This is a genomic window from Nonomuraea monospora (assembly GCF_039531895.1).
Classification (GTDB): domain Bacteria; phylum Actinomycetota; class Actinomycetes; order Streptosporangiales; family Streptosporangiaceae; genus Nonomuraea; species Nonomuraea monospora.
The window spans coordinates 67,513-79,178 of record NZ_BAAAQX010000054.1 but is presented as its reverse complement, the minus strand read 5'-3'; the positions used below and the strand labels follow the sequence as shown (position 1 = coordinate 79,178).

At 71.7% G+C, this 11,666-nt stretch carries 11 protein-coding genes; 3 read left to right on the top strand and 8 right to left on the bottom strand.

The window, feature by feature from the left end; all coding sequences use genetic code 11:
- Window positions 1–242 precede the first annotated feature (242 nt).
- The gene (locus ABD331_RS55670; RefSeq protein ID WP_344494795.1) at window positions 243–1,010 is read right to left on the bottom strand and encodes an SDR family oxidoreductase; all 768 of its coding nucleotides are present in this window, start codon (window positions 1,008–1,010) and stop codon (window positions 243–245) included.
- A gap of 333 nt (window positions 1,011–1,343) precedes the next feature.
- On the opposite strand from ABD331_RS55670, the gene ABD331_RS55665 reads away from it, so the two are divergent.
- On the top strand, window positions 1,344–2,306 hold the full coding sequence (locus ABD331_RS55665; protein ID WP_344494793.1) for an RNA polymerase sigma-70 factor: 963 nt from the start codon (window positions 1,344–1,346) through the stop codon (window positions 2,304–2,306).
- Window positions 2,307–2,562: 256 nt separating this feature from the next.
- Here ABD331_RS55665 and ABD331_RS55660 read toward each other — a convergent pair whose 3' ends face one another.
- The 5 genes from ABD331_RS55660 to ABD331_RS55640 form a co-directional block, all read right to left on the bottom strand.
- A complete protein-coding gene (locus tag ABD331_RS55660) occupies window positions 2,563–3,333 on the bottom strand; it encodes an EI24 domain-containing protein (RefSeq protein ID WP_344494791.1) in 771 nt (256 codons plus the stop codon).
- Window positions 3,334–3,343: 10 nt separating this feature from the next.
- The gene (locus ABD331_RS55655) at window positions 3,344–3,925 is read right to left on the bottom strand and encodes a Maf family protein (RefSeq protein WP_344494789.1); all 582 of its coding nucleotides are present in this window, start codon (window positions 3,923–3,925) and stop codon (window positions 3,344–3,346) included.
- Window positions 3,926–3,941: 16 nt separating this feature from the next.
- A complete protein-coding gene (locus ABD331_RS55650; RefSeq protein WP_344494787.1) occupies window positions 3,942–4,553 on the bottom strand; it encodes a DUF937 domain-containing protein in 612 nt (203 codons plus the stop codon).
- A 69-nt stretch (window positions 4,554–4,622) separates the two neighbouring features.
- The gene (ftsH, locus tag ABD331_RS55645; RefSeq protein ID WP_344494785.1) at window positions 4,623–6,572 is read right to left on the bottom strand and encodes an ATP-dependent zinc metalloprotease FtsH; all 1,950 of its coding nucleotides are present in this window, start codon (window positions 6,570–6,572) and stop codon (window positions 4,623–4,625) included.
- 37 nt (window positions 6,573–6,609) lie between these two features.
- On the bottom strand, window positions 6,610–7,488 hold the full coding sequence (locus tag ABD331_RS55640; RefSeq protein ID WP_344494783.1) for a hypothetical protein: 879 nt from the start codon (window positions 7,486–7,488) through the stop codon (window positions 6,610–6,612).
- A 170-nt stretch (window positions 7,489–7,658) separates the two neighbouring features.
- Here ABD331_RS55640 and ABD331_RS55635 point away from each other — a divergent pair, with 170 nt between their 5' ends.
- Window positions 7,659–8,627 (top strand): DUF3616 domain-containing protein, encoded by a 969-nt coding sequence (locus tag ABD331_RS55635; protein WP_344494781.1) that lies wholly within the window; start codon window positions 7,659–7,661, stop codon window positions 8,625–8,627.
- 43 nt (window positions 8,628–8,670) lie between these two features.
- Here ABD331_RS55635 and ABD331_RS55630 read toward each other — a convergent pair whose 3' ends face one another.
- Window positions 8,671–9,330, bottom strand: a complete 660-nt coding sequence (locus tag ABD331_RS55630) for a peptidyl-tRNA hydrolase (RefSeq protein ID WP_344494779.1) — start codon at window positions 9,328–9,330, stop codon at window positions 8,671–8,673.
- Window positions 9,327–10,583, bottom strand: a complete 1,257-nt coding sequence (locus tag ABD331_RS55625; RefSeq protein ID WP_344494777.1) for an MFS transporter — start codon at window positions 10,581–10,583, stop codon at window positions 9,327–9,329. Before ABD331_RS55625 ends, ABD331_RS55630 begins: the two co-directional genes overlap by 4 nt.
- Window positions 10,584–10,654: 71 nt before the next feature.
- On the opposite strand from ABD331_RS55625, the gene ABD331_RS55620 reads away from it, so the two are divergent.
- Complete coding sequence (locus ABD331_RS55620; RefSeq protein ID WP_344494775.1) at window positions 10,655–11,611, top strand: GlxA family transcriptional regulator; 957 nt, start codon at window positions 10,655–10,657, stop codon at window positions 11,609–11,611.
- The last annotated feature ends 55 nt before the right edge of the window (window positions 11,612–11,666 follow it).

Genomic DNA, 11,666 nt, shown 5'->3' with positions numbered 1-11,666 from the left:
GGAGGGGCAGACCGAGCGGGGGGCAGACCGAGCGGGGGGCAGACCGAGCGGGGGGCAGACCGAGCGGGGGGCAGACCGGGCGCTGGACAGACCGGGCGCTGGACAGACCGGACGGGGGCGGGACTGGACGGGGGCGGGACTGGACGGGGGCGGGACTGGACGGGGGCGGGGAGCATGTGGGCGCCGGTGATGACAGCGCCGGCGCCCGTGTGGTCAGGTGATCGGGTGGCTTGTCTGTCTCGTTACCACGGGACCGGTCCCTCAGCGCTGAAGAACCCTCCGGTAGGTCCGTTCCCGTCGAGCGTGGCCAGATGCACCAGCACCGTGGCGCCCTGGGTGGGGGTGAGGAAGCCGCTGTGGTTGTTGATGTCCGTCGCGACGTAGCCAGGAGCGGCTGCGTTGACCAGAATGCCGTCCTTGCGTAGTTCGTTGGCGTACTGCACCGTCAGGGCGTTCAGCGCGGTTTTGGAGGGCGAGTACGCCGCCGACGCCGGCAGGTCCGTCAGCGGGCCGTCCGGGTTGGCGGCGATGGTGAGGGAGCCGCCGCCGCTGCTGACGTTGACGATGCGGGGCGACGGAGAGCGCCTCAGTAGCGGGAGCAGGGCGTTGGTCAGGGCGATCACGCCGAAGACGTTCGTTTCGAACACCGTGCGGACCATGTCGAGGTTCACGGTGCTGGGGATCTGGTCGACGGCGTCCCGAGGGGAGACCTGGCCTGAGCCGGTGATGCCGGCGTTGTTGATCAGCACGTCGAGGTGGCCGAAGCGCTGGTCGATCCAGGTGGCGGTCTGGTCGATGGTGGACTGGTCGGTTACGTCCAGGGTGAGTGCGTGGGCGTCGCCGCCTGCCGCGCGTACGGACGTTGCTGCTTCCGCGCCGCGCTGTGGGTCCCTGGCGCCGATCAGGATTGTCATGCCAAGTGCTGCGAGTTGGTCGGCGGCGGCGCGGCCGATTCCCTTGTTCGCGCCGGTGATCAAAGCCACTTTGTGGGATGTGCTGTGCTCGTTCATGGTCAAGCTCCTGTTAGGGGGATGGTCCGTCTTTCCCGGGACGAGACAGCCCCTCCGTTTTGTGACATCGCGGCGGGGCGGCGGGGCGGCGGGGCGCGCGGTGACATGGCGGCGGACCGCGGACCGCGAGCGGCGAGCGGCGAGCGGCGAGCGGCGAGCGGCGAGCGGCGAGCGGCGAGGTGGCGGTAGGCGGTGGGGCGGCGGGCGGCGGGGCGGTGGGGCGTTCCATGTCACAGAAGGTCCCGGCTGTCTCGTCTTGGTGGTGGAGACAGAGATGCGGGTCGGGAGGGGGATGGGCGTGAGGGTGTGTGCGGGGAGTGGAGGGGTGGCGGGGTGACGCGGGCTGAGGAGTTCGAGGAGTTGCGGCCGCTGTTGTTCTCGATCGCCTACCGGATCTTGGGCAGCGTGAGTGAGGCCGAGGACGCGGTGCAGGAGACCTGGCTGCGGTACGCGGCCTCAGCCACGGAGCCGGAGTCGGCCAAGGCGTTCCTGGCGGCCACGGTGTCCCGGATCGCGATCGACGTGCTGCGTTCTGCCCGGGTGCGGCGGGAGGAGTATGCCGGGGAGTGGTTTCCCGAGCCGCTGCTGTCCGACCCGTACGAGGATCCGGAGCGCTCGGCGGAGCTGGCCGACTCGGTGTCGATGGCGGCCCTGTTGCTGCTGGAGCGGCTCAGCCCGCTCGAACGGGCGGTCTTCGTGCTGCGGGAGGTGTTCGGGTTCGGGTTCGGCGAGGTGGCGTCGGCGGTGGGACGTTCGGAGGCTGCTTGCCGGCAGCTCGCCGTGCGGGCGCGCAGGCACATGGACGCGGGACGTGCCCGGTTCGAGGCGGATCGGCGGGAACGTGCGGAGCTCGCCGAACGGTTCTTCGACGCCTTCCGGGAGGGGGACGTGGAGGGATTGAGGAAGCTGCTGGCCGCTGACGTGCAGATGATCGGTGACAGTGGGGGTAAGGCGCCGTTGTGGGGCAAGGGGGTCTTCGGGGCTGAGAGTGTGGCTCGGACGCTGGCCGCGCTCGTGACGCCGTTCGTGCGGATCGGTGGTGTGGTGGAGCCACGTGAGATGAACGGTCAGCCCGGGGCGATCTTCCGTGATCGGGATGGGAGGGTGGTCAATATTTTGGCGCTCGACATCCTGGGTGGGCAGGTTCAGGCGATCCGGGCGGTGATCAATCCCGACAAGCTTGGGCATCTGGGGCCGGTTGCGGATGCGTGGGGGGTGGTTCGGGAGGCGAATCGGGCTCGCCGCCGCGATGGGGGTGGGGCGGCGGCCGGCGAACTGCGGCGTGGCGAGGGCTGACCGCTCAACCGGGACGAACAGCCGCCGCAGAGGGAGGCGCCAAGGGCGGCACCGCAGAGGAGGGAAGCGCCGCAGAGGGGGCCGTAGAGGGGGGCGCAAAGGCGGCGGAGAGAGACGCGGCGGAGGGTGGCGGGGCGGTGGACGGCAGGCCGGCGGATGGCGGGCCGGTGAGTGGCGGGCCGGTGAGTGGCGGGGCCGGTGGGTGGCCTCACCGCAACTGGGCAGGACGGTGGACGGTAGGGCCGATAGGGCGGCCTCACCGCAATTGGGCAGGCCGACCGTCCGCGCCAGTCCCGCCACCGGGAGCCACCCGCTCACGTACGAGCATCGCCGCCCCCGCCACCGCCGCCGGCATGGCGATGACGGCGATGAAGGGCACCAGGAAGAGCAGGAAGACGGCCACCCCGAACCCCAGAGCGCTGGCCTTGTTGGCGCGCAGGACGGCGAAGCGTTGCTTGCGGGCCAGGCCGCGCCGTTCGAGGGCGAGCGTGGTGAGCTCGACTGTCAGGAAAAATCCGGAAACGAGTGCGCCCAGGACCGGCACCACCGTCTGCCCCACCACCGGCACGAACCCCAGGAAGAACAGCGGAATGGTGAACAGCAGCACGTAGAAGAGCGTCACCAGGCTGTCGCGGATGGAGCGCGGCAACGTCCGCCACCACGGCTGCTCGTGCTCCGTCTCCAGCACGTCCACCGCCGCCGACAGCTTCTCGTAGAACGGCTCCCCGATGGCCAGCGTGAGCGCCGCGAACGTCAGCACGGCCAGCACCACGCCCCCGCCGAACAGGGCGATGCCGACGAGGGTCCTGAACAGCTCGCGCCAGCTCCACGAGTCGGCGAACGGCGTGAGGAACTCGGCCACGCTCATCGCGTTCGTCCCGAGGTAGATGAGCACCCCGGCGTAGAGCGCGAACGCGATCAGCGCCGGGATCAGCCCGAACAGCCACCACCGGCCGTTCCTGGCGACCCAGCCGAAGCCTTGCAGGAAGAAGCCGACGCCGGCCGTGAAGTCGCGCACTGATCGCATGCCCGGCAGGCTAGCGCCAGAACGACGTGACCGCGTAGCCCAGGTCGGCGAGCAGGTCGCGGACGAGCGGCAGGGAGATGCCGAGCACGTTGCCGTGGTCGCCCTCGATGCCCTCGACGAACCAGCCGCCGCGCCCCTCGATGCTGAACGCCCCGGCCAGGCCGAGCGGCTCGTCGGTGGCGGCGTAGGCGGCGATCTCCTCCTCGGAGGGCTGGCCGAAGCGCACGACGGTGGTGGCGACCTCGGCCACCTGGCGGCCGGCCGCCACGTCGACGAGGCAGTGGCCGGTGACGAGGCGGCCCGTGCGGCCCCGCATGAGGCGCCAGCGCTCGATCACCTCCTCGCGGGTGGCGGGCTTGCCGTACGGGCGCCCGTCGAGCTCGAGGATCGAGTCGCAGCCGATGACCAGCCCCTCTTCGAGCCCGCCCGCGACCTTCTCCGCCTTGGCCGTGGCCAGCGCCTTGCTGAGCGCTGCCGGCGAGTGGGCGGAGTAGGCGTCCTCGTCGACCCCGCTGACGATCACCTTCGGGTCGAGACCCGCGTTGCGCAGCAGGGCGAGGCGGGCGGGGGAAGCAGAGGCCAAGACGATCACTGGCCTAGCCTACCGGTCACCAGTCGGGGTTCGCCCTGCCCGGGGCCACCTCCCGCTCGCTGCGGAGCGGATCGTGGTACTGGTCGTAGGGGCCGGCCTGCCGTGGCACCGCCGCGCCGCCGAAGATGCTGCCCAGCAGGCTGCCGAGCAGTTCGCCGAGCCCGCCGGGGATGGCGGACTCCTCGCGGTTCAGATCGTCGGCCACGGCGTCGGCGTCCATGTCGCGGCTGGCGGCCCGGCCGGCCAGCAGCGACATGATCATGGGTGCGATCAGCGGCAGCAGCTTCATGAGGGTCGCGGAGTTCACCCCGGCGAGCTGCGAGAGCCGCACCGCCGCCTGCTCCGTGCCCTGCCCGCCCAGCACATGGCCGAGGATGCTGTGCCCGTCGCGGGTCAGCGAGGCCACGTCACCGTTGAACGGGTCGGCGTCCATGTGGTCGTCCAGCGCTCCGCGCAGGGCGTCGGCGCCGTCGGGGTGGGCGGCGTTGCGGGCCATGCCGCCGACGATGGTTCCGGACACGGCCTCGATGACCTTGCGGGCGGTCAGCGCGTCCGTGCCGAGCATGCCGGCGATCTGCTCCACTCCTTGGTCTCCGAGTCCGGCGAGAAGCTCGTCATTCAATGTCACGACGGTCCCCCGATCAGTCTGTCTCGGGAAAGCTGCCCTCGCCGGGCTCGGACCAACGTCCGATTTGTCCTAATTCTCGGAAAAGTGCGCCGGGACCGGAGCGCCGGACGGACGGTCCTCGGCCTGCCTGGGGAGCCCGGCGGCGGTGTACGCGCCGATCTCGTCCAGCGTCTCGTGCTCCAGCAGGGCCTCCACGATCGCGTCCAGCTTGTCGCGGTTCTCGGTGAGGATGCGGACGGCGCGCTCGTAGCACTCGTCCACGATCCGCCGCGCCTCCTCGTCCACCATGGCGAGCGTGACGGGCGAGGCCTGCGGCGGCTGGCCGTCGTTCGGCAGGATGGTCAGTGGGCCGACCTTCTCCGACATGCCCCACCGGCCCACCATGCCGCGCGCGATCATGGTGACCTGCTCCAGGTCGTTCTCCGCGCCGGTGGTGATGACGCCGTACACGACCTGCTCGGCCGCCATGCCGCCGAGCGCGCCGGTGATCCGCCCGCGCAGGTACTGCTCGTCGTAGGCGTACCGGTCGGTGTCGGGCGTGGAGAGCGTGACGCCCAGCGCCCGGCCGCGCGGGATGATCGAGATCTTCCGTACGGGGTCGGCGCCCGGCTGCAGCATGCCCAGCAGCGCGTGACCGGCCTCGTGGAAGGCCGTCCTGGTGCGCTCCTCCTCCGGCATGACGATGCTGCGCGCCGCGCCGAGCTGCAGCTTCTCCAGCGCGTCCGCGAAGTCGGACATCGTGACCTTCTCCTTGCCGCGCTTGGCGGCGAGCAGAGCGGCCTCGTTGACCAGGTTCGCCAGGTCGGCGCCGGTCATGCCGGGCGTGGTCTTGGCGAGCTGCTGCACGTCGACCTGGCCGTCGAGCGGCACGCCGCGCGTGTGCACGGACAGGATCGCCGCGCGCCCGGCCGCGTCGGGCAGGCCCACCTGCACCGTACGGTCGAAGCGCCCGGGACGCAGCAGCGCCGGGTCGAGGATCTCGGGCCGGTTCGTGGCGCCGATGACGATCACGCCCTCGGCCCCGGAGAAGCCGTCCATCTCGGTGAGGATCTGGTTCAGCGTCTGCTCGCGCTCGTCGTGGCCGCCGATGCCGCCCGCGCCGCCCCTGGCCCGCCCGATGGCGTCGATCTCGTCGATGAACACGATCGACGGCGCCACCTTGCGCGCCTCCTCGAACAGGTCGCGAACGCGCGAGGCGCCCACGCCGACGATCATCTCGATGAACTCGGAGGCGCTGGCCGAGAAGTACGGCACCTTCGCCTCACCGGCGACCGCCCTGGCGAGCAGCGTCTTGCCGGTGCCGGGAGGGCCGGCCAGCAGCACGCCCTTGGGCAGCTTGGCGCCCAGCTTGCGGTACTTGCCGGGGTCCTTGAGGTAGTCGACGATCTCGACGAGCTCGTTCTCGACCTCGTCGATGCCCGCGACGTCCTCGAACGTGACGCGCACCTTGCCGGCCTCGACCGGCTTGGCCGCCTTCGACTTGCCGAGCCCGCCCAGGCCGCCGCCCATCATGCTGGCCCCGCGCCGCATGATCCAGATCCACAGGCCGGCCAGCAGCAGCACGGGGAGCAGCGACAGCAGAAGGTTGGAGAAGAAGCCCCGGGTGATGGGCTGCGAGGTGATCTCGACCTGCCCCGTGGCGAGCTGCTGGTCGAGCTGGTCGGTGTTGGCGAAGGCCGGGATCTCGGTGGCGAACTTGGTGTACTGCTCGCCGCCCTCCGGGTTCTTCGCCGCCGTCCGCAGGTCGCCTTCGACCGACAGGCCCTGGGCGTAGATGTCCTTGACGTTCTTGGCGTTCACCTGCTTGGTGAACTCGGTGTAGGAAATCGTCTCGACGGAGCCGCTGTCGACGAACGACGAGACGACGAAGAAGCCGGCGTAGACGACGAGCAGGGTGACGACGAAACGCCACCAGTTGATCTTGGGCTTGCCTCCGGGCGTGCCCGGCAGGCCTTCCGAGCGCCAGGGCGGCTTGCCCTTGCCCTTGTTCGGGGCCTGCGGCGGTCCAGAGCGTTCCACGGCGTCACTCCCCATTATCGCCGCATTCATGATCTTTCTAGCCTAGAACACGCACCCCTGAGGCCACGCGGCCGATGTCACGCCACTGCTTGCGCTGCGAGTCAGGCACTGTTACGAACGCAAGACCCGGTTTGCTTGTTCCCCCGTCCATGACCACGACGGCGGCCCGCGACGTGCGTTTGCCGTAGTTGACCCGGTAGACGAGCAGCCAGCCGCCCTTGGCAGGCTGCGAGGCCAGCCAGGTGATCCGGGAGCCCTTGGGGTGGTGGTTGAGCGTCCAGCGGGCGGCCAGCAGGGCCGTGTCGCGGGGCGACTTCTGCTCCATGATCGGCAGCGGGCAGGTCACGAACATCCCGCGCAGGCTGGTGCCGCGCTGCTTGGGCAGCACCTGCTTGGTGGTGAACGGCGCCGCCCCGTACGACTTCCACGGCCCCGCCAACCTCGGCACCGCCAGGCCGGAACGCGTGTCCTTGACGAAGCGCTTGCCTGGGGAGGGCAGGCGCATGCGCTTGACCGCGCGGGTCAGCCGGGGGACCCGCGGGTCGGCGTACAGGGCCTCCATGGCCGTGTAACCGGGCGCCAGCGAGGAGCCTGGGGTCGGCGTGTCCCGGGGAGCCGAGGACGACGCCGCGGCCGGGGTGGCGGGCGCTCCACTGGCGGGCGCGTTCGCTGAGGGCGCACCCGTAGCAGCCGCATCCATGGTGGGCACGTTCGCTGAGGGCGCACTGGCGGACGGGCCGGCGGCGGCGCCGTCCGCGGATGGGGCGGAGCCGGACGAGGGCGGCGCGGTCGGCGGCGCGGTTGCCGGCCCCGCCACGACCTCGTCCGGCTCGGACGGGAGCACCACGACCACCGCCGCGGCGACGACCGCGGCGACGGCGGCGGCCAAGGCCAGCCCCCGGTACACCACCCGCATACGCAGATCGCCTATGCGGGAGCGTTTGGGCGGAGAAGCCGGGATCACGCGCCTTTCGGCCGTTCTCACTCGGGAATCCTTGATCTCATCTTCCCCATGGAGCACGACGGGAGCGTACGACATATCCCGCCATTGCGCCCCGGAAGCTACCGAAGTGCAATCATGGCGGGGTGGAACAGGTTGAGCTGCGATTCGACCACGCCTCGCGAGCGGCCCAGACGCACACGAACCTCTCGGCGATCCGGCAGAGCTCCACCGGCCTCTGGGTGGCCGGCGACGAGACCGCCTCCTTCGAACATCTGACCTGGACCGGCGACCACTACGGCGACCAGCGCACCTTCATGCTGGCCGACTACATTGCCCTGCCCGCGGGCCCCGAGGACGAGGCCGACATCGAGGGCCTGGCCCGGGCGAACGGCTACCTCTGGCTGGTCGGCTCGCACAGCCTGAAACGCAAGAAGGTCAAGCCCAAGGACCCCGAGCGAGGGCCCGAGCGGCTGGCCACCGTGGTCAGGGAGGAGAACCGCTTCATCCTGGCCCGCCTGCCCCTCGACCCCCGCACCGAGGAGCCGCGCAAGGGCTCGGTGCTGTCGGGCGGCCAGAGCCTCACCTCGCACCTGCGGAACGATCCACATCTCGCCCCGTTCCTGGCCCTGCCGGGCAAGGACAACGGGCTCGACGTCGAGGGCATCGTGGTCACGCCGGACCGCGTCTATCTCGGCCTGCGCGGGCCCGTCCTGCGGGGCTGGGCGGTGGTGCTGGAGCTGCGGGTCGAGGACGCGGGCAAGGGGCGGCTGCGGCTGAGCGAGCCGTACCGCAAGCACTTCCTGAACCTGAGCGGGCTCGGCGTGCGCGACATGTGCCCGGACGGCAACGCGCTGCTGCTCCTGGCGGGGCCGACCATGGACCTCGACGGCCCGGTGCGGGTGGTGCGCTGGCGGCCCGGCGACAAGCGGCAGGGCATCGTCCCCGCCGACGAACTGGAGACCGTGCTGGAGCTGCCGTACGGCGTGGGCTGCGACCATCCGGAAGGGCTGGCGCGGCTGTCGGACGGCAGGCTCATCGTGGTCTACGACAGCCCGTCACCCGCCAGGATCACCCCGGCGGGCGGCGTGATCGCGGACGTCTTCAAGGTCTGATGGCGCACTCACGAGGCGGCGGGCGGCCGACGCGATGCCGCGCTCACGGCCTGGCGACGCGGCCCGCCAGCCAGGGCGCGTCGGCCACGAACGTGCACGACCCCGGCTCGATCTCGGTGAACCCCGCGTCACGCACCACGGGCAGCCCGGCCGCCACCATGGCGTCGAACTCCCCCTGCCCGGCCGCCGTCCGCACGGACACCGCCAGCCCGCGCTCCCGCCAGGCCGCCCGCTCCCGGGCGTCGCTGGCCCACCAGGCGAGCTGGGCGGCGTGCCCGGCCTGCGCCATGGCCTTGCCCGCCGACATCTCCAGCGCCGGGTTGGCCCACAGCACCGGCGCCGCGGCGGGCCCGGGGGCGGCGGTGTCGGTCAGCTCGGTGCCCGACACCTGGAGCCGGGCCAGGTCGCGCGGCCAGTCGTCGAGGGGCACGGGCGGGTGCACGCGCACCTCGGCGGTGCGGTGCTCGATCGTGCGGCCGGGCAGCGCGACGGCGCGGCGCCACTCGGCGCCCCGCGCCCGCCGCACGACCTTGCGGATCTTCCCGGTGGACTGCCAGGCGGCCAGTTCCTCGGCGAACTCTCCAGGGTCGTCCAGCAGGCTCAGCACGGCCATGGCGGCGGCTTCGAGGGCGTCGGTACGCTCGGGCGGCGCGGCTCGCTCGATCCGCACGACCAGGGGCAGGACATAAAGCTCGGCGTTCATCGCCCTCTAGCATGCCCGATGGCCAGGGACATGCCGGCGGCCAGGAGGCACAGGGCGCCGGCGGCGTACCAGGCGAGGTCGTAGGCGCCCAGGTGGTCGCGGGTGAGCCCGGCCCCGACGGCCGCGATAGCGGCGCCGACCTGGTGGGAGCCGAACACCCAGCCGAAGACCACGGCCCCGTCGGCCCCGTAGATCCGCCGGCACAGCGCGACCGTGGGCGGCACGGTGGCGACCCAGTCGAGCCCGTAGAAGATGATGAAGATCAGCATGCTGGGCTCGGTGGTGGCCGCGAACAGGCCGGGCAGCACCATCAGCGACAGCCCGCGCAGGGCGTAGTAGACGCCGAGCAGCACCTTGGGGTCGATCTTGTCGCTGAGCCAGCCCGAGGCGATCGTGCCCGCGATGTCGAAGATGCCGATGATCGCCAGCAGGCCCGCGGCGACGGGCTCGGCCATGCCGTGGTCGTGGGCGGCGGGGATGAAGTGGGTGCCGACGAGGCCGTTCGTGCTGGCCCCGCAGATCGCGAAGCCGCCGGCGAGCAGCCAGAACGGCCGGGTCCGCGCGGCGGAGACGAGCACGGTGACGGCCCTGAGCGCCGCGTTGGTCCTGGCGGGCTCCGTGCGGACCGCGCCGGGAGCCGCGCCGAGCGCGGTGGTGCCCACGTCCTCTGGACGGTCGCGCAGCAGCCACCACACGAACGGCACCACGGCCAGCGCCGCCACGGCCACGGTCAGGGAGGCGAAGCGCCACCCTGGCCCCTGCGCGAGGTGGGCGAGCACCGGCAGGAACACGAGCTGCCCGGTCGCGCCGGCGGCGGTGAGCACGCCGGTCACCAGCCCGCGGTGGCGCACGAACCAGCGGTCCACCACGGTCGCCGCGAACACCAGCGCCATCGACCCCGTGCCCAGCCCGACCAGCACGCCCCAGCAGAGCAGGAGCTGCCAGCTCGCCGTCATGAGCACGGTGAGGCCGCTGCCCGCCGCGATCAGCAGCAGCGCGACGGCGACCACGCGGCGCATGCCGAAGCGGTCCATGAGGGCGGCGGCGAAGGGGGCGGTCAGCCCGTAGAGCACCAGGTTCACGGAGACGGCCAGCGAGATGGTGCCGGCCGACCAGCCGAACTCCTCCTGCAGCGGGGTGATCAGCACGCCTGGGGTGGCGCGGAAGCCCGCCGATCCCAGGATCGCCACGAACGCGACGGCCGCCACGTACCAGGCCCGGTGCAGCCCCCGGCGGGTGGTGCTCATTGTCATCCGCCAATAGTGATTTATCCCCTTACATGGTCACGAGTGGCCGGAAAGCCAATATGTGCAAGAATCCGGCCATGGAACGTCATCGCGTCGCCGTCGTGGTGCTCGACCACTTCGCCCCGCTCGACCTCGGCGTGCCCGGCCAGGTGTTCTGGGCGGCGGAGACGGCGTCGGGCGAGAAACTGTACGAGGTGGTCACCTGCTCGCAGGACCGCATGCCGGTGCGGTGCAGCGCGGGCTACAGCGTGCTGCCCGACCACGACCTGTCCGTGCTCGACACCGCCGACACCGTCGTGGTGCCCGGCATCCACGCGGGCCGCGCGATGAAGGACGGCACGATCAAGGACCCGCTGCGGGAGGCGCTGCAGGGACGGCCGAGGACGATGTCGATCTGCACGGGCTCGTTCGTGCTGGCGGCGGCCGGCCTGCTCGACGGCCGCCCCGCCACCACGCACTGGCGGGAGGCCGCCCGCTTCGCCGCGCTCTTCCCCCAGGTCAAGCTGGACCCCGACGTGCTGTTCGTGGACGACGGCGACGTGCTGACCTCGGCGGGCGTGGCCGCGGGCCTGGACCTGTGCCTGCACGTGGTCAGGCGCGACCACGGCAGCGAGGTGGCCAACCGGGCGGCCAGGCGCTGCGTCATGCCGCCGTGGCGGGACGGCGGCCAGGCCCAGTACATCGAACGGCCCCTCCCGTACGGCAGCGGCGGCGGCACGGCGGCCACCCGCGACTGGATGCTCGCCCACCTCGACGCCCCGCTCGACCTGAACGCGCTGGCCGGGCACGCCAGGATGAGCGTGCGCACGTTCACCAGGCGCTTTCGCGAGGAGACCGGGCAGAGCCCGGCCAAGTGGCTGAACGGGCAGCGCGTGCAGCACGCCAGGCGGCTGCTGGAGACGACGGAGCTGGGCGTGGAGGAGGTGGCCAGGCGGGCGGGGTTCGGCACGGCGGTCTCGCTGCGGCAGCACCTGCACGCGGCCGTCGGCGTGTCACCGCTCGCCTACCGCCACACCTTCCGCCGCACCCTCTAGCCCCTGACCCCCATGCACTGATCACCCACTTTCCGTACGACTCAACCGCCCGGCT

Coding starts and splice junctions, on each gene's coding strand:
- ABD331_RS55630 (WP_344494779.1), bottom strand. CDS start 9,330: ATGAACGCCGAGCTTTATGTCCTGCCCCTGGTCGTGCGGATCGAGCGA.
- ABD331_RS55640 (WP_344494783.1), bottom strand. CDS start 7,488: ATGCGGGTGGTGTACCGGGGGCTGGCCTTGGCCGCCGCCGTCGCCGCG.
- ABD331_RS55625 (WP_344494777.1), bottom strand. CDS start 10,583: ATGACAATGAGCACCACCCGCCGGGGGCTGCACCGGGCCTGGTACGTG.
- ABD331_RS55620 (WP_344494775.1), top strand. CDS start 10,655: ATGGAACGTCATCGCGTCGCCGTCGTGGTGCTCGACCACTTCGCCCCG.
- ABD331_RS55670 (WP_344494795.1), bottom strand. CDS start 1,010: ATGAACGAGCACAGCACATCCCACAAAGTGGCTTTGATCACCGGCGCG.
- ABD331_RS55660 (WP_344494791.1), bottom strand. CDS start 3,333: ATGCGATCAGTGCGCGACTTCACGGCCGGCGTCGGCTTCTTCCTGCAA.